The 25134-nt window shown below is 59.3% G+C and carries 26 protein-coding genes; 18 read left to right on the top strand and 8 right to left on the bottom strand.

The features are described from left to right. Positions 1-219 precede the first annotated feature (219 nt). The 9 genes from hpxU (at position 220) to uraH (ending at position 7420) form a co-directional block, all read left to right on the top strand. Complete coding sequence (gene hpxU, locus CKF42_RS09085; protein ID WP_009091922.1) at positions 220-1059, top strand: MurR/RpiR family transcriptional regulator HpxU; 840 nt, start codon at positions 220-222, stop codon at positions 1057-1059. A gap of 192 nt (positions 1060-1251) precedes the next feature. Next, complete coding sequence (locus CKF42_RS09090; RefSeq protein ID WP_009091921.1) at positions 1252-2037, top strand: transporter substrate-binding domain-containing protein; 786 nt, start codon at positions 1252-1254, stop codon at positions 2035-2037. Between the two features lie 10 nt (positions 2038-2047). After that, a complete protein-coding gene (locus tag CKF42_RS09095; protein ID WP_009091920.1) occupies positions 2048-2716 on the top strand; it encodes an amino acid ABC transporter permease in 669 nt (222 codons plus the stop codon). Further along, complete coding sequence (locus CKF42_RS09100; protein WP_058956418.1) at positions 2716-3372, top strand: amino acid ABC transporter permease; 657 nt, start codon at positions 2716-2718, stop codon at positions 3370-3372. The genes CKF42_RS09095 and CKF42_RS09100 overlap by 1 nt, the downstream gene beginning before the upstream one ends. Continuing rightward, positions 3353-4084 carry an amino acid ABC transporter ATP-binding protein gene (locus CKF42_RS09105; RefSeq protein ID WP_009091918.1) on the top strand — a complete coding sequence of 244 codons (732 nt, stop codon included), beginning with the start codon at positions 3353-3355 and terminating at the stop codon, positions 4082-4084. Before CKF42_RS09100 ends, CKF42_RS09105 begins: the two co-directional genes overlap by 20 nt. Before the next feature lie 21 nt (positions 4085-4105). Further along, positions 4106-5341 (top strand): alanine--glyoxylate aminotransferase family protein, encoded by a 1236-nt coding sequence (locus tag CKF42_RS09110; protein ID WP_009091916.1) that lies wholly within the window; start codon positions 4106-4108, stop codon positions 5339-5341. After that, positions 5338-6591: an allantoate amidohydrolase gene (gene hpxK, locus CKF42_RS09115; protein WP_009091915.1), complete on the top strand. Its 1254-nt coding sequence runs from the start codon at positions 5338-5340 to the stop codon at positions 6589-6591. The genes CKF42_RS09110 and hpxK overlap by 4 nt, the downstream gene beginning before the upstream one ends. A 2-nt stretch (positions 6592-6593) precedes the next feature. Continuing rightward, positions 6594-7088, top strand: a complete 495-nt coding sequence (gene uraD / locus CKF42_RS09120; RefSeq protein WP_111208020.1) for a 2-oxo-4-hydroxy-4-carboxy-5-ureidoimidazoline decarboxylase — start codon at positions 6594-6596, stop codon at positions 7086-7088. Next, positions 7085-7420, top strand: a complete 336-nt coding sequence (gene uraH, locus CKF42_RS09125) for a hydroxyisourate hydrolase (protein ID WP_009091913.1) — start codon at positions 7085-7087, stop codon at positions 7418-7420. Before uraD ends, uraH begins: the two co-directional genes overlap by 4 nt. A 9-nt stretch (positions 7421-7429) precedes the next feature. Here uraH and CKF42_RS09130 read toward each other — a convergent pair whose 3' ends face one another. Then, complete coding sequence (locus CKF42_RS09130) at positions 7430-8197, bottom strand: amidohydrolase (protein ID WP_111208021.1); 768 nt, start codon at positions 8195-8197, stop codon at positions 7430-7432. Beyond that, positions 8185-9345, bottom strand: a complete 1161-nt coding sequence (locus CKF42_RS09135) for a pyridoxal phosphate-dependent aminotransferase (protein WP_111208022.1) — start codon at positions 9343-9345, stop codon at positions 8185-8187. Before CKF42_RS09135 ends, CKF42_RS09130 begins: the two co-directional genes overlap by 13 nt. A 300-nt stretch (positions 9346-9645) precedes the next feature. Between CKF42_RS09135 and CKF42_RS21180 the strand changes: the two genes are divergently transcribed. From CKF42_RS21180 to CKF42_RS09160, 5 genes are all read left to right on the top strand, one after another. Then, positions 9646-10614: a colicin D domain-containing protein gene (locus CKF42_RS21180; RefSeq protein WP_111208023.1), complete on the top strand. Its 969-nt coding sequence runs from the start codon at positions 9646-9648 to the stop codon at positions 10612-10614. Continuing rightward, on the top strand, positions 10604-10903 hold the full coding sequence (locus tag CKF42_RS09145) for a colicin immunity domain-containing protein (RefSeq protein WP_111208024.1): 300 nt from the start codon (positions 10604-10606) through the stop codon (positions 10901-10903). Before CKF42_RS21180 ends, CKF42_RS09145 begins: the two co-directional genes overlap by 11 nt. A gap of 68 nt (positions 10904-10971) precedes the next feature. After that, positions 10972-11586 carry a methylthioribulose 1-phosphate dehydratase gene (locus CKF42_RS09150; RefSeq protein WP_009091910.1) on the top strand — a complete coding sequence of 205 codons (615 nt, stop codon included), beginning with the start codon at positions 10972-10974 and terminating at the stop codon, positions 11584-11586. Continuing rightward, positions 11583-12266 (top strand): acireductone synthase, encoded by a 684-nt coding sequence (mtnC, locus tag CKF42_RS09155; protein WP_111208025.1) that lies wholly within the window; start codon positions 11583-11585, stop codon positions 12264-12266. The genes CKF42_RS09150 and mtnC overlap by 4 nt, the downstream gene beginning before the upstream one ends. 1 nt (position 12267) lies before the next feature. Beyond that, positions 12268-12810: an acireductone dioxygenase gene (locus CKF42_RS09160; RefSeq protein ID WP_009091908.1), complete on the top strand. Its 543-nt coding sequence runs from the start codon at positions 12268-12270 to the stop codon at positions 12808-12810. Positions 12811-12874: 64 nt separating this feature from the next. Here CKF42_RS09160 and mtnA read toward each other — a convergent pair whose 3' ends face one another. Further along, positions 12875-13897 carry an S-methyl-5-thioribose-1-phosphate isomerase gene (mtnA, locus tag CKF42_RS09165; protein ID WP_111208026.1) on the bottom strand — a complete coding sequence of 341 codons (1023 nt, stop codon included), beginning with the start codon at positions 13895-13897 and terminating at the stop codon, positions 12875-12877. 122 nt (positions 13898-14019) lie between these two features. Between mtnA and mtnK the strand changes: the two genes are divergently transcribed. Beyond that, positions 14020-15219: an S-methyl-5-thioribose kinase gene (gene mtnK / locus CKF42_RS09170; protein WP_058956396.1), complete on the top strand. Its 1200-nt coding sequence runs from the start codon at positions 14020-14022 to the stop codon at positions 15217-15219. A 92-nt stretch (positions 15220-15311) separates the two neighbouring features. Here the strand turns inward: mtnK and fadE are convergent, their stop codons facing one another. Continuing rightward, the gene (gene fadE / locus CKF42_RS09175) at positions 15312-17762 is read right to left on the bottom strand and encodes an acyl-CoA dehydrogenase FadE (RefSeq protein ID WP_111208027.1); all 2451 of its coding nucleotides are present in this window, start codon (positions 17760-17762) and stop codon (positions 15312-15314) included. Positions 17763-18017: 255 nt separating this feature from the next. Here fadE and lpcA point away from each other — a divergent pair, with 255 nt between their 5' ends. Beyond that, complete coding sequence (gene lpcA, locus CKF42_RS09180) at positions 18018-18596, top strand: D-sedoheptulose 7-phosphate isomerase (protein ID WP_009091904.1); 579 nt, start codon at positions 18018-18020, stop codon at positions 18594-18596. Between the two features lie 51 nt (positions 18597-18647). Continuing rightward, a complete protein-coding gene (locus CKF42_RS09185) occupies positions 18648-19415 on the top strand; it encodes a class II glutamine amidotransferase (protein ID WP_009091903.1) in 768 nt (255 codons plus the stop codon). Here CKF42_RS09185 and dpaA read toward each other — a convergent pair. Next, on the bottom strand, positions 19386-20132 hold the full coding sequence (gene dpaA / locus CKF42_RS09190) for a peptidoglycan meso-diaminopimelic acid protein amidase (protein WP_046101303.1): 747 nt from the start codon (positions 20130-20132) through the stop codon (positions 19386-19388). The two genes, CKF42_RS09185 and dpaA, sit on opposite strands and share 30 nt — an antisense overlap. Positions 20133-20377: 245 nt before the next feature. Here dpaA and dinB point away from each other — a divergent pair, with 245 nt between their 5' ends. Further along, complete coding sequence (dinB, locus tag CKF42_RS09195) at positions 20378-21433, top strand: DNA polymerase IV (RefSeq protein ID WP_111208028.1); 1056 nt, start codon at positions 20378-20380, stop codon at positions 21431-21433. A 34-nt stretch (positions 21434-21467) separates the two neighbouring features. Here dinB and CKF42_RS09200 read toward each other — a convergent pair whose 3' ends face one another. From CKF42_RS09200 to CKF42_RS09210, 3 genes are read right to left on the bottom strand one after another with little or no spacing between them, the layout of a single operon-like run. After that, positions 21468-22535, bottom strand: a complete 1068-nt coding sequence (locus tag CKF42_RS09200; RefSeq protein ID WP_046101305.1) for a sugar ABC transporter substrate-binding protein — start codon at positions 22533-22535, stop codon at positions 21468-21470. A 25-nt stretch (positions 22536-22560) separates the two neighbouring features. Further along, on the bottom strand, positions 22561-23562 hold the full coding sequence (locus CKF42_RS09205; RefSeq protein WP_009091899.1) for an ABC transporter permease: 1002 nt from the start codon (positions 23560-23562) through the stop codon (positions 22561-22563). Then, complete coding sequence (locus tag CKF42_RS09210; RefSeq protein ID WP_111208044.1) at positions 23559-25064, bottom strand: sugar ABC transporter ATP-binding protein; 1506 nt, start codon at positions 25062-25064, stop codon at positions 23559-23561. Before CKF42_RS09210 ends, CKF42_RS09205 begins: the two co-directional genes overlap by 4 nt. Positions 25065-25134 lie beyond the last annotated feature (70 nt).

A 25134-nucleotide genomic window follows, 5' to 3' on the forward strand; every position in this document is an offset into this window, starting at 1 on the left:
CAGCACCGCCAGCGCGCTCTCACTCGCCAGATGGTGCGGCGTCACCGCCATGCCCATCGGCGCCATATTACTCTGAATCATCTTTTTCTCGTTCTTCGGGTAACAGAACCGATAGCAAAGCAAGAGCTGTTCCAGTTTTTAGCCTGAGCTGACATTGCGCCGGTTAACCTGGCGTAAATTGTGCTAGCTTCTGCTGAAACAAAAGTTACAGGGTGCGATATGAAACAGCTTGATGAACGACTCCGGAGTCACTATCCCCAGCTCTCGCCGCAGGAGCAGCGCATTGCCGACTTCGTGTTTGACCACTTCGATGATCTGATCAGCTACAACAGCGCCGAGCTGGCGCGGCTCAGCGGCGTGTCGAAAGCCACGGTCAGCAGGCTGTTTAAGCGTCTGGGATATGAGAAGTACAAGGATATGCGCGATGAGCTGCGCATCCTGCGTCAGAGCGGCATGCCGCTGACCGATAACCGGGATGCGGTGCAGGGCAACACGCTGCTGGCGCGCCACTACAAGCAGGAGATGGCGAACCTGACGCAGTGGGTCAACAGCCTGGATGCCCGCCAGTTTAACGATGTGATCCAGCAGCTGGCGCAGGCGAAGCGCGTCTTTATCATCGGCATGCGCAACGCCTATCCGGTGGCGCTGCATCTGCGACAGCAGCTGGTGCAGGCGCGCTCGCAGGTCTTTATCCTGCCGCAGCCAGGCCAGACGCTGGCAGAGGAGCTGGTGGATATCACCCCGGAGGATATGGTGGTGGTGATGGCGTTTCGCCGCCGCACCCGCATCATCCGTCCGCTGATGCAGCAGCTTCAGGCGGCCGGAATACCGCTGCTGGCGCTGTGTGAGCCGCAGGCGCAGACGGTCACTGCGCTGGCACGCTGGCAGCTCTGCACGCCGCTCGACAGCGTTTCCGCCTTCGACAGCTACGGCTCGGCCATGAGTCTGATTAACCTGATTGCCAATGCGCTGCTGCATGAAATGCTGGCGCAGGGGCGGCAGCGTATTCATCAGATCGCCGATCTCTACCAGCAGTTCGACGAGCTGGAGCACCGTTAACAGGCACCATTTTGGTGCTTTGCCCCATTTCAGCACACGCCCGCCCGCGGCGTAATCCTCCCCGGTTACGCCCATTTTTCAGTGAAATCTTTGCCGCTTAACCCTTTTTACGCCGCGGCCCTTGTTGGCACATTAGTTGCAGATTGCCTGTTAAAGAATCTTTTGTTTCATCACATTTCACCGGGGTGCATAATGAAAAAAGTTTTAATGGCGGTTGCAACAGCGGCATTACTGATGGCACAGGCGGGAAGCGCACTGGCCGATCAACTGCAGGACATTCAGAAGCGCGGTGTGATCCGCGTGGCTGTTCCGCAGGATTTCCCGCCGTTTGGCTCGGTCGGTACCGATCTGCAGCCGCAGGGGTATGACATCGACATGGCGAAATACCTGGCGAAGCAGATGAAACTTAAGTTGCAGCTGGTGCCGGTCAGCAGCGCCAACCGGGTGCCTTATCTGCAAACCGACAAGGTCGATCTTGTGATCTCCAGCATGGGTAAAAATGCGGAGCGTGAAAAAGTGATCGACTTTACCCGCGCCTATGCGCCGTTCTTTCTGGGCGTCTTCGGACCGAAAGGTGACGAGATCAAGGCGGCCAGCGCGCTGAGCGGCAAGTCGATTGGCGTTACCCGCGGCGCGGTGGAGGATATGGTGCTGAGCGAAGTGGCACCGAAAGATGCGCAGGTGAAACGTTACGAAGATAACAACACCACCTTATCGGCGTATCTCTCCGGCCAGGTGCAGTATGTCGCCACCGGCAACCTGGTGGTCGCTGCCATTGCCCGTCAGAATCCGGAAAAAGCGCCAGTCGCTCAGTTTATGCTGAAAGATTCGCCCTGCTTTATCGGTCTGAAGAAAGATGAGCCTGCGCTGAAGGCGAAGGTGAATGCGCTGATTGAGCAGGGGATTAAAGATGGCACCCTGAACAAGCTGTCCGAAGAGTGGCTGAAAGCGCCACTGCCCGCCAGCCTGGGCGCATGAGGACAGATTCATGACCGGGCAACTTAACTTTCCCGCGTTGTGGCCCTACTGGCCGGAGCTGCTTTCCGGCCTCTGGGTCACCATTCAGCTGACGCTGCTGGCGACCACCGGTGGGGTGGCGATTGGCATCGCAGGCGCGGCGCTGCGCAGCGGTAAACCGGGCTGGCTGAGCCGCCTCTGGGGCCTCTATGTCGAGCTGATCCGTAATACGCCATTTGTGGTGCAGCTGTTCTTTATCGTTTTCGGTCTGCCGAATCTGGGGCTGAAACTCACCGCCGGTGAGGCGGCGCTGCTGGCGATGCTGATCAACCTGGGCGCTTACAGCACCGAGATCATCCGTGCCGGCATCCAGGTGACCCCGAAAGGTCAGTGGGAAGCGGGGCGGGTGCTGGGATTGACCCGCAGCCAGACCTTTCTGCGGGTGGTGTTACCTCCTGCGCTGCAGCGGATTTATCCGGCGCTGGTGAGCCAGTGCATTATCGTGATGCTGGGGTCGTCGGTGGTGTCGCAGGTCTCCTATGAGGAGCTGACCTTCGCCGCCAACCTGATCCAGTCGCGTACGTTTCTGAGCTTTGAAGTTTATCTGGTGACCACGCTGATCTATCTGGCGTTGTCGATTGCGATGCGCCATCTGCTGCTGGCGATAGGCCGTAAATGGTTTGGAGTGCAGCCTTCATGATGACGACCTTTACCGACTGGGACATCGTGCGCAACCTGCTGCTGGCGGCGCGCTGGACCCTGTTACTGTCGCTGGTGGCCTTTGTCGGCGGAACCCTGGTGACGCTGCCTCTGCTGCTGCTGCGTCTGCTGCAGCGCAAATGGCTGACGCGTGCGGTGCGGGGTTACACCGCGCTGTTTCAGGGAACCCCGCTGCTGATGCAGCTGTTCCTGGCCTTTTTTGGCGTCGGCTTATTTGGCATTGATGTGGCGCCCTGGACGGCTGCCTCGCTGGCGCTGACTTTTTATACCAGCGCCTTTCTGGTGGATATCTGGTACGGCAGCATCCGCGCCCTGCCGAAAGGGCAGTGGGAAGCGTCACGCTGCCTCGGCCTGACTTTTGGTCAGACGCTATGGCGGGTGGTTGCACCGCAGGCGATCCGTATCGGCATCGCCCCGACGGTAGGTTTTGCCGTACAGGTTATCAAGGGCACCGCGCTGGCGTCGATTATCGGGTTTATCGAGCTGACCAAGGCGGGCACGATTCTGAACAACGTGACCTACCAGCCGTTTAAAGTTTTCGGGCTGGTGGCGCTGGGCTACTTCCTGATGTGTTATCCGCTGTCTCGCTACAGCCAGTATCTGGAGAAAAAATTCAATGCCGCTCATCACCATTAATCAGGTGCAAAAATATTACGGCGACAACCATGTGTTGAAAGGCGTGGATCTGGATATCGACATGGGAGAGGTGATCTCGATCATCGGTCGCAGCGGATCGGGCAAAAGCACGCTGCTGCGCTGTATGAACGGGCTGGAAGGCTATCAGGAGGGCAGCATCAAGCTCGGCGGCATGACCATCACCAGTCGTGACTCGCAGGCGCGTGAAATCAGCCGCTCGATTGGCATGGTGTTTCAGAACTTCAACCTCTTCCCGCACATGACGGCGCTGGAAAACGTCATGCTGGCACCGCGCCGCGTGCTGAAGAAAAGCGACGCTGAATGCCGGGCGCTGGCGACGCAGATGCTGGAGAAGGTGGGGCTGGGCGAGCGCCTTAACTATTACCCTGCCAGCCTCTCGGGGGGCCAGCAGCAGCGCGTGGCGATCGCCCGTGCGCTGGCGATGACGCCCAAAGTTTTACTCTGTGATGAGATCACCTCTGCGCTGGATCCCGAACTGGTGGGCGAAGTCCTGAAAGTGCTGGAGCAGCTGGCAGCGGAAGGCATGACGCTGATCCTCGTCACGCATGAAATGAATTTCGCCCGCGACGTGGGCGATCGAGTGGTCTTTATGCATCAGGGGCGCGTCTGGGAGCAGGGCGACAGTAAAACGCTGTTTGCGCAGCCGCAGTCGCCGGAGCTGAAGCAGTTTATCTCTTCAGTGCGTCTCTGAGTTTTAAAAAAGGAAACCCGCATGGATATCAATCATTACCCGCAAATCAATCCGCCACAGCGTCTGCTGATGGGACCCGGCCCGATCAACGCCGATCCGCGCGTGCTGCGCGCCATGTCGAGTCAGCTGCTGGGGCAGTACGACCCGGCGATGACCCACTACATGAACGAAGTGATGGCGCTCTATCGCGGCGTATTTCGCACCGAAAACCGCTGGACGCTGCTGGTTGATGGCACCTCCCGCGCCGGTATCGAAGCGATTCTGCTCTCCGCTATCCGGCCTGGTGATAAGGTGCTGGTGCCGGTGTTTGGCCGCTTCGGCCATCTGCTGTGCGAGATTGCCCGCCGCTGCCGGGCAGACGTCCACACCATCGAAGTGCCGTGGGGCGAGGTCTTTACCCCCGATCAGATTGAAGAGGCGATTAAAAAAGTGCGGCCACGCCTGCTGCTCACGGTGCAGGGCGACACCTCCACCACCATGCTGCAGCCGCTGGCGCAGCTGGGTGCCATCTGTAAGCAGTATGGCGTGCTGTTCTACACCGATGCTACCGCGTCGCTGGCGGGTAACGCGCTGGAAACGGATGCCTGGGGACTGGATGCCGTCTCGGCGGGGATGCAGAAATGTCTGGGCGGGCCTTCCGGCACCTCGCCGATCACCCTGAGCGCAGAGATGGCCGCGGTGATCCGCAAACGTAAATGCGTGGAGCAGGGGATCCGCACCGAGGCGCATCAGGATGGCGAGGAGGAGATGATCTACTCCAACTATTTCGATCTCGGCATGATCATGGATTACTGGGGGCCGGAACGACTCAATCACCATACCGAAGCGACCAGCGCGCTGTTTGGCGCGCGCGAATGTGCCCGCCTGATCCTGCAGGAGGGGCTGGACAACGGCATCGCCCGTCACAAACTGCATGGTGAGGCAATGCTGAAGGGGATTCAGGGAATGGGGCTGGAAACCTTCGGCGACCTGAAAAACAAAATGAACAACGTGCTGGGCGTGATGATCCCGTCAGGCGTAAACGGCGACCAGGTGCGCAAGCTGATGCTGGAGGATTTCGGTATTGAGATCGGCACCTCGTTTGGCCCACTGCATGGCAAGGTCTGGCGTATCGGCACCATGGGCTACAACGCGCGTAAAGATTGCGTGCTGCAGACGCTGGCCGCGCTGGAAACGGTGCTGACTCACCTGGGGTATCGCACGCCGCAGGGCGCGGGAGCTCAGGCCGCCTGGGATCACTACGGGAGCCAGGCATGATGATGAGCGCCAGCGAAGCCCTCGCTGCTGCACAGCGCGTCATGGCGCGCTGTGATGCGCTGGCAGCGATTAGCGAAACGACGGAGGGCCTGACCCGCGTCTACCTGTCGCCGGAACATCTGCGCGCCAACGCCTGCGTAGGGGAGTGGATGCAGGCCGCGGGGATGACGGTCTGGCAGGATGAAGTCGGCAATATCTGTGGCCGCTACGAGGCAGCCGAAGCGGGGGCGCCCGCGCTGCTGCTCGGTTCGCATCTCGACACGGTGCGTAACGCCGGTCGCTACGACGGAATGCTGGGCGTGCTCAGCGCCATCGAAACCGTACAGTGGCTTCATGAGCACCAGTGCCGTCTGCCGCTGGCGATAGAGGTGATCGGTTTCGGTGATGAAGAGGGGACCCGCTTTGGCATCACGCTGCTTGGCAGCCGCGGTATTACCGGCAGCTGGCCGCAAAGCTGGGTAACCCATCCCGATGGCAACGGCATTACCGTGGCGCAGGCGATGGCGGATGTCGGGCTCGACAGTGCGCAAATCGGCGCGGCGGCCCGACGGATAGAGGACATCGTCGGCTATCTTGAACTGCACATTGAGCAGGGCCCCTGCCTGGAGCAGGAGGATCTGGCGCTGGGCGTGGTCACGGCCATCAATGGAGCGCGTCGTCTTCACTGCCGTTTTACCGGTGAGGCGGGCCATGCCGGCACGGTGCCGATGACCCACCGCAAAGATGCGCTGGCCGCAGCCGCCGAGTGGATGGTGTTTATTGAGCAGACCACCCGTGAGCAGGATCCGCAGCTGGTCGCCACCGTCGGCACCCTCAGCTGTGCTCCGGGGGCGGTGAATGTCATCCCTGGCGAGGTGTCGCTGTCGCTGGATGTGCGCGGCCCGCTCGATCATCCCCTGGAGACCCTGCTCTCCACGCTGTTAACCCAGGCCGAAGCGATTGCGCTGCGGCGTGGAGTGCAGTTTACGTCGAACGAATTTTATCGCATCGGGGCCACCGCCTGTGATTCGGCGCTGCAGCAGGCGCTGAGCCATGCGGTTGAAACGGTGCAGGGGCGCAGCCTGTCGCTGCCAAGCGGAGCCGGACATGACGCCATCGCCATTGCTGAACGCTGGCCGGTCGGTATGCTGTTTGTGCGAAACCATCGCGGCATCAGCCATCATCCGGCCGAGTCAGTCGCGGTGCAGGATGTGGCACCGGCGCTGCAGGCCTATCTGCAGGCGGTCACGCTGATCGCCGGACGGAGCTGAAAATGGAATTAACGACGTTTAATCAGCTGCCGGCTGACGAGGCGCTGGCGGCTATCCGGCATTGTGTGGCGATCCCGCACTGGCAGCTGTCGCTGGTGGCCGCTCGTCCGTTTGCCACCACAGACGCGCTGCTGACCCGCGCCGACACGCTGGCCCGCCAGTGGCAGCAGCCCGATCTGGCCGCGGCGCTGTCGGCGCATCCGCGCATCGGCGAACGCGCGCGGGGCGCAGACAAAGAGGCGACGCTGTCGCGCGGCGAGCAGTCCGCTATGCAGCAGGCCGATCACGCTCTGCAACAGGCGATGCAGCAGGGTAATCAGGCCTATGAGGCGCGCTTTGGCCGGGTCTTTCTGATTCGCGCGAAAGGGCGCAGCGGCGAGGAGATGCTGGCAGCGTTGCAGCGCCGGCTGCAGAATGACGATCAGGCTGAACAGCAGGAGGCGCTGGATCAGCTGCGTGAAATCACACTGTTACGCCTCAGGGAGACGATTCAATGAGTACCGTTACCACGCATATTCTCGACACGGCGCTGGGAAAACCGGCCAGTGGGGTGGCCATCTCGCTGGAGCAGAACAGCCCGGAGGGGTGGTTTCCCGTCTCTCAGGGTGAAACGGACAGCGACGGACGACTGAAAGATCTGACCCCGGAGCCGCTGACGCCGGGGCACTACCGCCTGACCGCTGAAATCGGCGACTATTTTGCTGCCGCCGGTCGGGATGCGCTCTACGTCAGCGCGCAGATCGATTTCATGATTGCCGAGGCGGGCAGCCATTTCCATCTGCCGTTTCTGATTTCCCCCTGGTCCTGGTCAACCTACCGCGGCAGCTGAGCCGCCCGTTTACAGCGAAAAGCGATCCGCATCCTGCCAGGCCGGGAAGCGTTCGCGGTAAGCGTGAAGCCCCTCCAGCGACAGCGTCGCATCCAGCCGGGCGCGCTGATGTGGCTCCGCCGCACTCAGGATCTCGCCCTGCGGCGAAATAATCTGGCTGTCGCCGCTGTAGTGATGCTGATTGCCATCACTGCCGACGCGGTTGCAGCCTGCGACATATGCCTGATTCTCAATCGCCCGCGCTAACAGCAGCGCCTGCCAGTGTAAGGCGCGAGGCGCTGGCCAGTTGGCGACGTAGAGCACCAGATCGTAGTCGTTGCGGTTGCGGGAGAAAACCGGGAAGCGCAGGTCGTAACAGATCTGTGGCAGGATGCGCCAGCCACGCCACGCCACCACCTGACGCGCTTCGCCGGGCTGATAGTGGTGATGTTCATCCGCCATGCGGAACAGATGTCGCTTGTCATACTGGTGCAGCGTGCCGTCCGGCTCCACCAGCAGGAAACGGTTCACCGCGCCGTTTTCGGTCTGGATCGCCGCGCTGCCGCCCACCAGCACATCGCTGCGGCGGGCATGCTGATGCAGCCACTCCACCACCCGCGCCTGCGGCAGCGAGCTTTTCGCAGCCTCCATCGCAAAGCCGGTGGTAAACATCTCGGGCAGGATAATCAGATCGCGTCCGGTGAGTCCGGCCAGCTGTTCGTCAAAATGGCGCAGGTTGGCTTCGCCATCCATCCAGCTCAGCGTCTCCTGCAAAAGCGTGATTTTTAAAGCTGACATAAGCGCTCCGCGGCAGCATCTAACGTCGCCGGCTGTTTAGCAAAACAGAGACGAATCAGTTTATGAGGAAAGGGATCGGCGCAGAACACCGACAGAGGAATCGCGGCGACGCCCACTTCGCGGGTCAGCCACTGGCAGAAACTGACATCATCCAGATCGGAGATCGCGCTGTAATCCACCAGCAAAAAGTAGGTGCCCTGGCACGGTAAAACCCTGAAGCGGCTGTGACGCAGTGCATTCGCCAGCCGATCGCGGCGGTCGCGATAGAAGGCGGGCAGGGCCTGATAGTGCTCCGGATGCTCACGCAGCATATCGGCAATCGCCAGCTGCGCCGGGGTATTGACCGAGAAGGTCAGATACTGATGTACCTTACGCAGTTCAGCGCTGATCGCCGCCGGGGCGATGCAGTAGCCCACCTTCCAGCCGGTCATGTGAAAGGTTTTGCCAAACGACGACACCGCGATGGCGCGCTGACGCAGGTCAGGATGGGCCAGCACGCTGGCGTGGCCCGCTTCATCAAAACAGATATGCTCGTAAACTTCATCGCTCAGCACGTAGACCGGTCGCGCAGCAATCGCCTGCCACAGCGCGGCAAAATCCTGCTGCTGCCAGACGGTGGCTGACGGGTTGTGCGGGGTGTTCAGGATCACCAGCCGGGTTTTATCACTCAGCAGCCCGGCAAACGCCTGCCAGTCTGGCCGGAAGGCGGGCGGCTGCAGCGCAATACGTTTCATGACGCCGCCCGAGAGCGTGACCGCCGGGGCATAGCTGTCGTAGCTGGGATCAAAGCAGATCACCTCATCGCCCGGACGCACCAGCGCGGTAATCGCCGCATAGAGCGCTTCGGTTGCGCCCGCCGTCACCGTAATCTCCGTTTCCACATCAGGCTGATAGTCATAAAGCCGCGCGGTTTTCTCCGCGATCGCCTGACGCAGCGGCAGCGCCCCGGTCATCGGCGCGTACTGGTTCGCGCCCTGGCTGACGTGATAGGCCAGCCGCTGCTGCAGATAGTCCGGGCCGCTGAAATCGGGGAAGCCCTGAGAGAGGTTGATGGCGTTATGCTGCTGCGCCAGCGCACTCATCTGGCTGAAAATCGTGGTGCCGAGCGCCGGAAGTTTGCTCTCGGGGATCAGGATGTGCTGCGTCATGATGTCAGGCCTTAAGCGCGAAGAGAGAAGCGGGGTCACCCGGGGTTTGTGCCACTATAAACAGGATGGTAGTATTTGGCAATCAAGACGCTTAGACGTCTAAATGCTTTATGCTCCGCGCGTCAGCGGCGTTGGCCGCGCTTGCTTACCCGGGTCACTTACTCATGTAAACCCGCGGGGATGCGCGCAGTTGCGGGCTTGCTAAGAGGCGGATTATCAGGCCGTGTGAGGGGCAGGGCTCATCGTATTATCAGTAATACGTCATCATTGGACACATACCAGCAGCGTAAAAGGGACATTATGCTTCATGACTGTCAGACTATGTCACTGGACAACATCTACCTCGAAGACATTCACCACATTATTCACCCGGACACGGCGGCACGAGACCTCAAAGACACCACGCAGCCCAACCGCATCATTCAGGAATGGACGTTACCACAGGGTTATATCCGGTTTGTCAGCCGGTATCATCAATTCCACTGGCAGCGTCCCTGGATGGCATATCGCGATACGCTGGACGATATCCAATGCGGGAAGCTCGTTCTTCTGAAGAAAAACAGGGCCGACTACGCCATCCCGGGTGTGCTGACGACAACGGGGGATATTCGCAATGACCTGCCTCTGTTTCTCCGATCCCGGCTTAGCGACCTTATATCCCGCCAACTGAAACGCCCGATATATTCCCTCCGCCCGTCAGTGGCAAAAACTATCAATAGTAAAGCTGCCGGCCGGTTACTGGCTGCTGGCGGAATCTATAACGGCAATATTGAAGGATTCAGAAAGACCGCTGAACAGCTCGGCGGTGATGCTTCAGCGGGATTCAATCAGGTCATGGATAGCAAAGCTCTTCTCATTACCGGCGCATCTGTAGTGGCCGGTTTTGCCATGGGTAAAATGGGAACGGTAAATGAAATTGAAAAGCTGTCAGTGCTGTCAAAAGTACCCACTCGTGCTCCATCAGAACGGGTCATTTTTGAAACCAGGCAGCTACAGAAGAAATTTAAGCACGCTGTGGATTTTAACGTATCGGGCAATCCAGGTGCTGAAGGATTGAAGTCATATGAACAGGCTATTAAAGCGCACATAGATGATCCGGTAACACAACAGATAGTCGGTAAATACCGATGGAATCAGGATGTTAATCACTACTTTAATCCTGAAACTAAAATTGATGTAATGACCAGGCCAGACGGTAACTTCATCTCTGGATGGAAGTTATCTGACACTCAAATTTCCGATCTTAAAGGTGAAGGTAATGTCTATTAATCAAAACGAAGCAGATATGCTGGCTCTTATCGAATCGTTTGTTACTGGCGCTATGTCGGCTACAGAGTTTGAGGAAAAATACCTGAACGCATGGCGTGAACACAGGGAGGCGGATTCTGCCAAAAATCAAAATAAAGAAACACAACGTTATTTTGACTCGGTATTCTCAGCTGTGGATTCTTATTGCTCCGATCCTGACCTGATTGATGAAGATGAATTAGATGCCCAGGATCTGCTTGAATGCGTCATGAATTTAAGAAAAACCTGGGAAGAATCGGTTCTGGCTTGATGGGTAACGCAGACTGACCAGAACCTTCCTGAGCCACCCGGCCTCACCTTTCACCGCAAGGAACCTTTATGTCGCAGAGTCATCCGTTAGATCAGCTGGTTGCCGCCTGTCACTGGATAGGCATGAAAGGCTGGGCTCCGGCCACCGGCGGGAATATGTCGGTACGCCGCGACGGGCATGTCTGCCTGCTGAGCGAATCGGGCAAAGATAAGGGCACGCTGACGCGTGATGATTTTATCGAGGTCGATATCGCCACCAGCCAGTCGCTGTCGGGCCGTAAGCCCTCGGCAGAAACCGGCCTGCACACGCTGATCTATCGCCTCTTTCCTGAAGCGGGCGCGGTGCTGCACACCCATACGGTCAATGCCACGGTGCTGTCGCGGGTGGAGCAGGGCGCGGCGCTGCTGCTGCACGGCTATGAGATGCAAAAATCGCTAAGCGGTCAGCATACCCATCTGGACACGGTGGCGATCCCCGTGTTCGATAACAGTCAGGATATCGTGGCGCTGGCGTCAGAGATTGAAGATTACGCCGCCCGATTTCCGCTGCGTTACGGCTTCCTGCTGCGCGGCCACGGCCTGACCTGCTGGGGCGAGGATGTCAGCGAAGCGCGCCGCCATCTGGAAGGTCTGGAATTTTTATTTGAATGTGAACGTCAACGTCGCCTGCTGGAGAAAGCATGATCCGCGCCATTGTTACTGATATTGAAGGCACCACCAGCGATATTCGCTTTGTGCACAACATCCTGTTCCCCTATGCCCGTCAGCATCTGGCGGACTTTCTGCGAGAGCATCAGCATCAGCCAGAGGTCGCGGCGGCGCTGCAGTCGGTGCGGGAAGAAGCGGGGCAGCCGCAGGCCGATCTGGCGGCGGTCATCGCGATCCTGTCCGATTTTATGGATCAGGATCGCAAATCGACCGGGCTGAAAGCGCTGCAGGGCATGATCTGGCGTGATGGCTATCTTAACGGCAGTTTTACCGGCCATCTCTATGCCGATGTGCTGCCTGCGTTACGCCGCTGGCAGGCGCAGGGCATTGAACTCTATGTATATTCCTCCGGTTCGGTTGCGGCGCAGAAATTGTTATTTGGCTACAGCGACGAAGGTGATATTACTGACATCTTCAGCGGCTACTTTGATACGCACGTCGGCGCCAAACGCGAGGTGACAGCCTATCGCACGATCGCCGCTGAGATCGGGCAGCCAGCGGAGCAGCTGCTGTTCCTCTCTGATATTCGTCAGGAGCTGGATGCCGCCGCGGAGGCGGGCTGGCAGACGATACAGTTACTGCGTGGCGAGGCGGACAGCGAGAGCCGTCATCGTCAGGTGACGGATTTTTCCCAGATTAACCCGGAGTCGATTTAGCATGAGCGCACTGACGATTTTTACTGACCGCGAAGCGAGCCAGCCGGTCTGGCACAGTACCGAAGCAGAGGCGATTCGGGAACGCCTGAACGCGAAAGGGGTGCGTTTTGAACGCTGGGAAGCCGATCGCGATCTGGGTGAGAACCCGGATGCGGAAACGGTCATTAAGGCCTATCAGCATGCGATTGATCGGCTGGTGGCTGAGAAGGGCTATCAGAGCTGGGACGTGATCAGTATGCGCGCCGATAATCCGCAGAAAACGGTGCTGCGTGAGAAATTTCTTTCCGAGCATACGCACGGCGAAGATGAGGTGCGTTTCTTTGTCGAGGGGGCCGGGCTGTTCTGTCTGCATCTTGACGGTGAGATCCTGCAGATCCTCTGCGAAAAGAACGATCTGATCTCGGTGCCTGCGGGCACGCCCCACTGGTTTGATATGGGATCGTCACCGCACTTCACGGCGATCCGGATTTTCGACAACCAGGAAGGCTGGGTGGCGCACTTCACCGGCGATAAGATCGCCGATGCCTATCCGCGTCTGGCCTGATCGGCCCACGGCCGGAAAGGGGTTTGCGGTGAGCCTCCGCGCTGCCGCAAACCCCTGATATCGCTTACTGCGGCTGGAAGATGCCGCTCTGCACCTGGTCAGGCGTGACCACCCCCGTGTCGAGTATCCAGCCGCTGATCAGGGCGGCTGGCGTCACATCGAACGCCGGATTGAAGACCCTGGCCGTTTCCGGTGCCCACTGCACGCTGCCAAAACTGCCCGCCACGCCCGTGACTTCGCTGGCGGCGCGCTGCTCTATCGGGATGGCGGCGCCATCCGGGCAGTGACGATCCAGCGTAGTATGGGGAGCCGCGACGTAGAACGGAATCTGGTGATAGTGGGCCAGCACCGCCAGGCTGTAGGTGCCGATTTTATTGGCTACGTCACCGTTGGCGGCAATGCGGTCGGCACCGACCCAGACCGCATCCACCTCGCCGCGCGCCATCAGGCTGGCGGCCATGGAATCGGTGATCAGGGTACAGGGAATCGCCAGTTCGCCCAGCTCCCACGCGGTTAACCGGCCGCCCTGCAACAGCGGTCGGGTTTCATCCACCCAGACATTTTTGATCCACCCCTGCTGATGCGCGCGGGCAATCACCCCCAGCGCGGTGCCCACACCCGCGGTGGCCAGCCCGCCGGTATTGCAGTGGGTGAGCAGCTGGCTGCCCGGTTTGATCTGCGTGCAACCGGCTTCAGCAATCGCATCACAGAGCTGTTTATCCTCCTGGACCAGCCGCCGCGCTTCGTCCGTCAGCGCAGTGACAAACGCCGGCTGGGCCAGCGCCACTTTCATCCGGTCAAGATTGTTCATCAGATTAACGGCGGTTGGCCGGGCGGCACGCAGATGTTCCAGCGCCTGTGCCAGTTCAGCGCGGGTCTGCCCCTGTTCAGCCAGCAGCGCCAGCAGCAGTGAGGCAGAGAGGCCAATCAGCGGCGCACCGCGCACCCGCAGCGCATGAATATGGTCAATCAGCTCCGTAACGCTGTGTGCGGGCAGCCAGTTCTTTTGCTGCGGCAGCGCCTGCTGATCCAGAATCCAGAGCTGATTGTCACGAACCTCTAAGCTGGTGGTTTTGAGTGTCTGCATTGTGGGTGAAATCCATGTTGCGTTAATGATGCGTATTGTGCCAACATGCTGAACGGATGTATAGACGTCTGAACGGCTTATTACACCTGGGTTATCCGCCTTCAATTGATGAGGAACAGGCAATGTCGCAATACCGTACCTTTACTGCTGCTGATGCTGTTGAGTATGCCCGGCAATTTGGCGGCGTGGACGATCCTGCCGCGCTCTGCAGCGCTGAAGAGATTGGTGATGGCAACCTTAATCTGGTGTTTAAAGTTTATGACGATCAGGGCCGGAGCCGGGTGGTGGTCAAGCAGGCGTTGCCCTATGTGCGTTGCGTCGGGGAGTCCTGGCCGCTGACGCTGGATCGGGCGAGGCTGGAAGCGCAGACCCTGGTAGAGCACTATAAATATTGTCCGCAGCATACGGTGCAGGTGACGCATTATGATGCGGAGCTGGCGGTGATGGTGATGGAGGATCTCTCCAGCCATCGTATCTGGCGCGGCGAGCTGGTGAAGGGCGCTTACTACCCGGAAGCCGCAGCGCAGTTAGGCGTTTATCTGGCACAGACCCTGTTTCATACCTCCGATTTCGTTCTGCATCCGCATCAGAAAAAGGCGGAAGTGGCGCGTTTCATTAATCCGGAAATGTGTGAAATCACTGAAGATCTCTTCTTTAACGATCCCTACACCGATCATGAGCGTAACAGCTACCCTGATGCGCTTGAGCCGCTGGTCGCCAGCCTGCGTAACGACGATGCGCTGCGCATTGCCGTCGGCGGGCTGAAGCATCGCTTCTTTGCGCATGCCGAAGCGCTGCTGCATGGCGATATTCATAGCGGCTCGATTTTCGTGGCTGATGGCAGCCTGAAGGCAATTGATGCGGAGTTCGGTTACTTTGGCCCGATTGGGTTTGATGTCGGAACGGCGATTGGCAACCTGCTGATTAACTACTGCGCGCTGCCGGGGCTGCTGGCTCCGCGTGAGGCAGCCGATGCGCGCGAGCAGCGGCTGAGTGATGTCCATCGTCTCTGGTCGACGTTTGCTTCGCATTTTCTGGCGCTGGCGGCAGAGAAAACCCGCGATGAGGCGTTGTCCTGGCCCGGCTATGCGGCGGCGTTTCTGCGCAAGGTCTGGGCGGACACCATCGGTTACTGCGGCACCGAACTGATTCGGCGCACGGTGGGGATGTCCCACGTGGCGGATATGAAGCTGATTGCCGATCCGGCGATGCGCACAGACTGCATTGGTAACGCGATTAATTTAGGACGTACGCTGATTCTGGCTGCCGATCACGTGGAAGATGTGGATGCGCTGATTGCCCGCATCCGCCAGGCGGGATAAAAAAGGCCGACATGATGTCGGCCTCTGAAACAGAGCTGGCTCAGGAAGCATAAGTTCAGCAACCCGGTGCGGCCATCACACCGGGCTGAACGCTACGCCGCCTCGCTGGTGCGCGACGCAGGCTGAGGCGCTTTCTCCGCCACCGGCACCGCCAGTGCATCTGCCTCAAACTCATCCACGTTGATGGAGCGCAGACGGCTGGCTTCAGCACGCTGCAACACCTCTGCTTCCTTCGCATCGATCCAGCCCTGCTCCAGCGCACGCTTCGCCAGCGCATCCAGACGGGTGAAGGAGAGATGCTGCTTTGTCTGTTTGCACAGGCGGTCATAAATCACTTCGGCTGCCATCACCTCCTGCAGCGCCTGTTCCATCTGACCGGCGGGGTTATTCTCGCCCGGCGTCAGATAGATGCCCCGGCCCAGACGGCTGCGGGTCGCTGACGGCTGTTGCAGCAGTTTTGCCAGCTGGTGATCCAGACGATCAGACGGGGCAGGGCAGTGATGTCCGCCCGCAAAGATAGCCATGCGTAAGGCACCCGCGACCAGCCGGTTCGGGAAGTTGCGCAGCAGATCGTCCATCGCGACCTCTGCCTGATGCAGGGCATCCTGCACGCCCCAGTGAACCAGCGGCAGATCGGCTTCATTACGGCCTTCATCGTCATAGCGTTTCAGGGTGGCTGAGGCAAGATAGAGCTGGCTCAGCACATCGCCCAGGCGCGCCGAGATGCGCTCGCGGCGTTTCAGACTGCCGCCCAGTACCGCCATCGATACATCTGAGAGCAACGCCAGGTTGGCACTGATGCGGTTCAGATGCTGATAGTAGCGACGGGTGGCATCGCGGGTCGGGCTGGCGCTGGTGCGTCCGGCGGTGAATCCCAGCCACAGGCTGCGCACGGTGCTGCTGCCGACGTGGCCGATGTGACTGAACAGCGCATCATCGAAGGCATTAACATCGTTGCTGGCGGCGGCGGCCATCTCCTGCAGAACATATGGATGGCAGCGGATCGCCCCCTGACCAAAGATAATCATGCTGCGGGTCAGGATATTCGCGCCTTCCACCGTGATGGCGATGGGCGCACCCTGATAGGCGCGTGCCAGGAAGTTACTGTTACCCAGCATAATGCCTTTGCCGCCGGCAATGTCCATGGCGTCAATAATGGCGCGCTGGCCGCGGTGGGTGCAGTGATATTTCACAATTGCTGACAGCACCGCCGGTTTTTCACCCTGCATAATCCCGGCGGTTATCAGCGTGGCCGCGGCGTCCATCACATAGGCGTTACCGGCAATGCGCGCCAGCGGCTCTTCAATCCCTTCCATCTTACCGATAGAGAGCCGGAACTGACGACGGATGTGCGCGTAAGCGCCGGTTGCCAGCGCCACACTCTTCAGGCTGCCGGTTGAGTTGGAGGGCAGCGTAATGCCACGGCCCACCGACAGACACTCCACCAGCATCCGCCAGCCCTGTCCGGCCATTTCCGGGCCACCGATGATAAAGTCAATCGGCACAAAGATATCTTTGCCGCGCGTCGGCCCGTTCTGGAACGGCACGTTAAGCGGGAAGTGGCGATGACCAATCTCCACGCCTGGCGTGCTGGTCGGGATCAGAGCACAGGTGATGCCCGGGCTGGCGTTATTGCCCAGCAGATGATCCGGGTCGGTCAGTTTAAAGGCCAGGCCGAGCACGGTCGCGATCGGGGCCAGAGTGATGTAACGCTTGTTCCAGGTCAGCCGCATGCCCAGCACCTGCTCACCCTGCCACTCACCCATGCAGACCACACCGGTATCCGGGATCGCACCCGCATCTGACCCCGCTTCCGGACTGGTCAGCGCAAAGCAGGGGATCTCTTCACCGCGCGCCAGTCGCGGCAGATAGTGATTTTTCTGCGCTTCGGTACCGTAATGCTGCAGCAGTTCGCCCGGACCCAGTGAATTGGGTACACCCACCGTGATCGCCAGAATCCCGGAGACGCCCGCCAGTTTCTGCAGAACGCAGGCCTGCGCATAGGCGGAGAAGGCCAGTCCGCCATACTCTTTTTTAATGATCATCGCGAAGAAACGATGCTCTTTCAGGTAGGCCCAGAGTTCCGGCGGCAGGTCGGCCATCTCATGGGTAATCCGGAAATCGTTCGCCAGACGGCACGCCTCTTCAACCGGGCCGTCAAGAAAAGCCTGCTCTTCCGGCGTCAGGCGTGGCTGCGGGTAGTTATGCAGCTTCTGCCAGTCTGGCTTGCCCTGAAACAGATCGCCTTCCCACCAGGTGGTGCCCGCATCAATCGCTTCTTTCTCGGTGCGGGACATCGGCGGCATCACCTGCTGGAAGCGCTGTAACATCGGCTGTGAAAAGAGTCTGCGACGCAGCGACGGCAGGTTGAACGGCAGCAGCAGGATCGCCAGCGGCAGCAGGAGCCACGGCGTCCAGAGATGCGCGACCGCCATCGCGGCGGTCCACAGCAGCAGGATCGCGCTGGCGGTCCGCAGCGACAGGCGGTGATAGAAGAGGGCGCCAATCAGCGCCACCGTGGCAAGTATCGAAACAACCATCATAGTGAACCACTCCGCAAGTAGTAAGAGGTCTGACCTGTTATGTAGAGAGGTTTAGAGCAGCCGGGCGGATTTATCAATTTGTTTACATCGCAATTACAACCTGCTTCACAAAAACGGATTTTTGCCGTTTTATTCGACAACCGGTGTCGGAATCCACACCGCTACCGCCGGGTCAGGCGTGGCATGAAGCTTTGCGCTGACCGGCCATTCCGTTAAACTTGCTGCGATTAACCTCTTCTTATAAAGGACATCCCTATGTACCAGGACATCATCCGCTCTGAGCTTAATGAAGCTGCTGATACGCTGAATAAATTCCTCAGCGATGACGCCAATATTCATGCTATCCAACGTGCTGCGGTGCTGCTGGCTGACAGCTTCAAGGCGGGTGGCAAGGTGCTTTCCTGCGGTAACGGCGGCTCCCATTGTGATGCGATGCATTTCGCCGAAGAGCTGACCGGCCGCTATCGTGAAAATCGTCCTGGCTATCCGGCGATTGCCATCTCTGACGTCAGCCATCTCTCCTGCGTCAGTAATGACTTTGGCTACGACTACGTCTTCTCACGCTATGTGGAAGCGGTGGGGCGTCCGGGCGACGTGCTGCTGGGCCTCTCAACGTCGGGCAACTCTGCCAATATCATTAAAGCGGTTGAAGCCGCCCGTGCGCAGGGGATGAAAGTGATCACCCTGACCGGCAAAGATGGCGGTAAGATGGCAGGCAGTGCCGATATTGAGATCCGGGTGCCACACTTTGGTTATGCCGATCGCATTCAGGAGATCCACATCAAGGTGATCCACATCCTGATGCTGCTGGTCGAAAAAGAGATGGTGAAGTAACTGCGCTGGCCTCCTGTCTGACGGGGGGCCGCTTAATCAGAGGCGGTGGCTATGTGCGAATTGCTCGGGATGAGCGCCAATGTTCCCACGGATATCTGTTTCAGCTTTACCGGACTGGTTCAGCGGGGCGGGGGAACCGGGCCTCACAAAGATGGCTGGGGCATTACCTTTTACGAAGATAAAGGCTGCCGTACGTTTAAAGATCCGCTGCCGAGCTTTAACTCTCCGATTGCGCGTCTGGTGCAGGAGTACCCGATCAAATCGCATTCGGTGGTGGCGCACATCCGTCAGGCGAATCGCGGGCAGGTGTCGCTGGAGAATACCCATCCGTTCACCCGCGAGCTGTGGGGCCGCAACTGGACCTACGCGCATAACGGGCAGCTGAAGGGCTATAAGCAGCTGGAGACCGGCACATTCCGGCCGGTGGGGGAAACGGACAGTGAGAAGGCGTTCTGCTGGATCCTGCATCAGCTGGCGACACGCTATCCGCGCACGCCGGGCAACTGGCCGGCGGTGTTCCGCTTCATTGGCGAGCTGGCCACCGCGCTGCGGCAGAAGGGGGTATTTAACATGCTGCTGTCAGACGGACGTTATCTGATGGCCTTCTGCTCGACCAACCTTTTCTGGATCACCCGTCGCGCCCCGTTTGGCCGGGCACAGCTGCTCGATCAGGATGTGGAAGTCGATTTTCAGCAGCACACCACGCCGCATGACGTGGTGACGGTGATTGCAACGCAGCCTCTGACGGCCAATGAAACCTGGCAGCGGATTGCGCCAGGTGAATGGGCGTTATTCTGCCTTGGAGAGCGCCAGGAATGAACGGGAAGCGGCTTCGGGACTGGCTAAAACCGGTGCCGGGCTGCTGTTCATCACATATTTCCCGCTGGCGACATTGACCATCGGCGGCTGGTGATACTTCGCAAAGTAAGCGTATCCCGGCTGCAGCTGCTGCCAGAAGCTGGCATAGGTGGAGTAGCGGTGACGCTGCATGTTGCTGTCGGTCATGCGGAACGGATAGATGCTGATGCTGACATCCTGCTGGCCGTTTCGCAGCGCGGCATTCACATAGGTAAAAATCTCATCCATATAGGCGTTGGTCATGGCATAGCAGCCAATCGACTTACAGTCGCCATGGATCATCAGGTAGTTACCGCTGTAGCCCTGATTGCGATCGTACTGATTCGGGAAGCCGATGTTGATGGCGCGATAAAAGCGGCTGTCGGGCTTCAGCTGATTCAGCTTCACGTTGTAAAAACCTTCCGGGCTTTTGAAATCGCCTTCACGGCGTTTCGGGCCGAGGCCGCCAGAAAAGTTGCAGATGCGGTAGGTATCCAGCAGGCGATATTCGTTACCGATTTTGCCGTAGAGTTCGAGCGTGCGTTCTTCCTTGAAGATCTGGATGTAGACCGGCGTGCCGAGTAACTGCTTCTTTAATTCTTTGCTGACCGGTGCCGCTGACTGAACGGGTTCGGGTGTCATTGCCATGCTGAGGGCTGGCAGTAAAATCATCGCAAACAGGAGTGCGATTTTGCCCATGCTGTGTATACCTTGAGGTGAAGAGAACATGACACAAATTTTGCGTCTTTGTTGGCATTATCGGAACTATCCGCTACCGCAGCGCAACATTAAACATTGTCTGTTTTTTTAGCAAGACGGCGTCGGCCAAATTCGCGATTTACTGAAGGTTATTCGGCCAGAAATTTGTAAACTTTATTCGCCCGGGCAACAAATATTGCAGTTACCCCTGTCAGCTGTATACTTATCCAGTGCCGGAGGGGGGTATGCGTAAAATCATTCATGTCGATATGGACTGCTTCTATGCCGCAGTGGAGATGCGTGATAATCCCCAGCTGCGCGACATCCCGATCGCCATCGGTGGCAGCCGCGAACGTCGCGGGGTCATCAGCACCGCCAACTACCCGGCCCGCAAATTTGGTGTGCGCAGCGCAATGCCGACCGGCATGGCCCTGAAGCTATGCCCGCATCTGCGCCTTCTGCCAGGGCGTTTCGACGCCTATAAGGAAGCCTCCGCGCAGATCCGCGAAATCTTTTCCCGCTATACCCCGCTGATTGAACCGCTCTCGCTGGATGAAGCCTATCTGGATGTGACCGACAGCCCGCACTGCCACGGCTCGGCCACGCTGATGGCGCAGGCGATCCGCGCCACGATTTACCGTGAAACCGGGCTGACCGCCTCGGCCGGCATCGCCCCGATCAAGTTTCTGGCCAAGATTGCCTCCGACCTGAATAAGCCGGACGGGCAGTGTGTTATCACCCCGGCAGAGATGCCTGACTTTTTACTGACGCTGCCGCTGGCGAAGATCCCCGGCGTAGGCAAAGTCTCTGCAAAGAAGCTCGAAGAGATGGGGCTGGTGACCTGTGGCGACGTGCAGAAGGTCGATTTAGCGCAGCTGCTGAAGCGCTTTGGCAAGTTTGGCCGGGTGGTGTGGGAGCGCAGCCACGGCATTGATGAGCGCGGCGTGATCGTTGAGCGCGAGCGTAAATCGCTCGGGGTCGAACGTACGCTGGCGGAAGATATCAGCGACTGGGAGGCCTGCCTGGAGATCATCGATTTTCTCTATGCCGAACTCGACCGCCGGCTGACGCAGATCCGACCCGACAGACAGGTGGCGCGTCAGGGCGTCAAACTGAAGTTCAGTGATTTTCAGCAGACCACCCAGGAGCATATCTGGCCGGTGCTGAATAAAGAGGACATGATCGCCATCGCCCGCAAGACCTGGGATGAACGCCGCGCCGGGCGCGGTGTGCGGCTGGTGGGACTGCACGTGACGATGGTGGATCCCCAGCTGGAACGTCAGCTCCTGCTGGGTTTATAAGTCAGCCTCACCCGCCGGCAGGGCTGACGCCAGATTACTTCTTATATTTCGCGGCCAGGGTGGCGAACCACGGCGCGACAAAATCCTCATTGCTGCCCCAGCCCGGAATGATTTTGTTCAGCGAGGCGACGTTCACCGCGCCAGGCTGGCTGTTCAGCTGCTGCTGAGAGATTGACGCCGCTTTAAACTGATACGTCGCCGGTGTCTCTTCACCGGCAATCTTCTTCGCCACCAGCCGCATATTGACCGCGCCAATGGTTTTAGGATCGACCGCCACCGTCTGCACCCACGGGCTGTTTTTCTCACGCATCAGCTGCAAATCCTGGTTCGAGACATCGATGCTATAGAGCTTGATCTCGGTCCGGCCATTCTCCTGCAGCGCCTTGTAAGCCCCCTGGCTGAACGCATCCCAGGCTCCCCAGATCGCGTCGATTTTCCCTTTCGGGTATTTCGCCAGAATCGCACCAATCTTGTTGGCGGTGTCGCCCTGCACGTCAGTTGAAACGGCCCCAATCGACTCCAGCTGATGAATGCCCGGATTCTCTTTCAGCAGTTTTTCATACACCACCTGACGACGCTCCATCGGCGGGAAACCGGCGACCCACAGCTTGACGATATTCGCCTTGCCGTGGAAATCGTTGATCAGCTGGCCCAGCGACAGCTGCGCCAGCGAGGCATCATCCTGAGCGGTAACGGTGACGCCGGGAATCGGGCTTTCCACCGGGGTATCAAACACCGACAGTTTGATGCCCGCATCGGCAATCCGCTTCACCAGCCCGCTGGCGTAGGGCGCCTTACCGTGCGACAGCACGATGCCGTCATACTTCTGGCTGATCGCCTGATTAACGAAGTCCTGAAAGCGCGCGTCGTCACCGTTGCTGAGGAAGGTGCTGACCTTAAAGCCAAGCTGGCGACCCTGCTGAATAGCACCGGCAACAAACTGGGTGGTGTTGTCATCGGAGCCGAGATTGCGGATCACCGCAATGCGGATAGGGCCGTCATGACCCGCGATGGCCGCAGGCACCGGCGTGACGGTCTCCGCGAAGGCGGCGCTGGCGTTCAGCAGGCTCAGGGCCAGCAGCGAGAGCGTTATTTTTTGCATTGTTATCAACTCCGGTAGACGCGCCTCAGCGGCGCTGGATATAGGTGATCGCCAGTGCTAAAGCCAGCACCAGCCCTTTGATGATGTCCATGGCGTAGTAGGGCACAGAGAGCATGACCAGACCGTTCTGCAGCACGCCCAGGATCACCGCGCCGACCAGTGTGCCGAGCGCATTCGGCTTGCCGGAGCCCGCCAGTGAGAAGCCTATCCACGCCGCCGCGACCGCATCCATCAGGTAGCCGCTGCCGGCATTGACCTGGGATGAACCGATGCGCGAGGCGAGCAGAATGCCGCCCAGGCCCGCCAGCAGGGAGGCGATGACGTAAGCCAGTACCCGGTAGCGGGTGGTGCGGATGCCGGAGAGGCGCGCCGCTTCCGGATTGCCGCCCAGCGCATACATCCGGCGACCATGTTTGGTCAGGGAGAGCGCCAGCTGTGCCGCGACGGTCACCACCAGCATGATGATGACAATGGTCGGCACCTGACCGAGCAGGCCAAACGCCGCCGGAATGGTGCCTTCCGCCATATCACCGCTCGGCAGCACCATGTTCTCGGTGATCGACCCGCCGAAGCTGTAGGTCATCGCCACACCCTGAATCACGAACAGGGTCGCCAGCGTCGCCAGCATGTCGGGGATGCGCAGGATCACAATCAGGAAGGCGTTGAACAGCCCGACCAGCGTGCAGAGCGCCAGGGTGATCAGAATCGCGGTGGTAGTGCCAAAGCCGTACCAGACAAACAGCGAAATCACCAGCGCGTTAGCCAGCGAGGCGGTCGAGCCGACCGACAGATCAAAGCCGCCGACGGTCAGGGAAATGGAGACGCCAACGGCAATGACCGTCACAATCGCAATCGAACGCAGAATGTTGATGATGTTATTGGGTTCAAGGAAGCTGTCGGAAGCCAGCCCAAAAGCGGCGATCAGGATCACCACCGTGAGCAGCATGCCCCATTTATAGAGAAAGTCGAATAGCTGGTGATGCCACGGGGTGGCGGTCAGTTTAAGATGGGTCTCTTTGCTGCTCACGCAGGGGTTCCTCCGGTGGAATAGAGCAAAAGCGTCTCTTCGGTGACGTCGTCTGCAGCCAGTTCAGCCACAATGCGTCCATCCCAGAGCACGCAAATCCGGTCGCATAAGCCGACCAGTTCAGAAAATTCACCCGACGCGTAGATAATCCCTTTCCCTTCCCGCGCCAGGCTGTCGATGAGGGTAAACAGTTCGGTTTTGGCTTTGATATCGACGCCTTTGGTCGGCTCATCGAAAATCAGCACGTCGGCGTTATTGCGCAGCCATTTACCGATCGCCACTTTCTGCTGATTGCCGCCCGACAGGCGGCGCAGCGTCTGAGCCGGACCGGTGGTGCGCACCTGCAGCTGCCGGATAATCTGCTCGGCCCAGCGCCACGCCTGGCGATGACCAAACAGGCTCCAGCGCGAAAAGCTGTCATCCGCGCTGACGCTGAGGTTCATCGCGACCGACTCATCAATAAAGATCCCCTCTTTGCGCCGCTCCTCCGGCACCAGCGCCATGCGACGGCTGACCGAATCGTGCGGCGAGCGGGGCTGCCACGGCTGACCGTGCAGTTCACCCCGGCTGACGCGACTTTGTGTGGCGCCGAACAGGGCTTTGCAGAGTTCGGTTTTCCCCGCGCCGGCCAGGCCGGCAATGCCCAGAATCTCCCCTTTATGCAGGCGCAGCGAGATAGCCTGCAGCCGCTGCGCATCGTGAAGTCCCTCTACCGCCAGCAGCAGCGGCTGCGCCTGCTGTGGACGACGCGGCGGGAAGATGTCGGTCAGCTGATGACCCAGCATCTTCTCAACAATCTGCTCTGCGCTCAGCGCGGCCATCGGGCCGGTTTCAATCAGGCGGCCGTCGCGCAGCACCGTCAGACGATCACAGATGGCTTTCAGTTCATGGATGCGGTGAGAGATAAAGACCACGCCGATGCCGCTGGCCTGCAGGCGACGCACCACGGCAAACAGTCGCTCACTTTCATGCTGGTCCAGCGGGGCGGTGGGTTCGTCCAGTATCAGGAAGCGGCAGTGGTGCGACAGCGCCCGTGCTAACAGAATCTGCTGCTTTTCCGCCAGCGTGCAGCGCTCCACCAGCCGGTTAACATCCAGCGCCACATCGAGCTGAGCCAGCAGCGCCCGCGCCTGACGGCGGATCTCTCCCCAGCGATAGCGGTGACCCGGCTCGGCCAGTCGGTCCAGCAGGATGTTTTCCGCCACGCTGAGCTGCGGCACCAGCGCCACATCCACTTCCTGCTGAACCAGATGAATGCCCAGCTGCTTAGCCTCGCGCGGTGTGCGAATGGAGACCGGCTGGCCATCAAGCAGGATCTCGCCGCTGTAGTGGCTGTGCGCGCCGGACAGGATCGCCATCAGCGTGGATTTGCCCGCTCCGTTCGCACCGGTGAGCGCATGAACCGAATGGCCTTCACTGCGGAAATCCACCGACGATAGCGCGGCAAACCCGCCAAAAGCGATGGAGATGTTACGCATCTCAAGGCAGTTTAACCCTGGCATGTGATGACTCTCCTGAAGAATGAGTGGCCGCATTTTTTCCTGAACCTTCAGGCGCGGCAACAGCCGAAAG

Source organism: Pantoea sp. ARC270, from assembly GCF_003236725.1.
GTDB lineage: Bacteria > Pseudomonadota > Gammaproteobacteria > Enterobacterales > Enterobacteriaceae > Pantoea > Pantoea anthophila.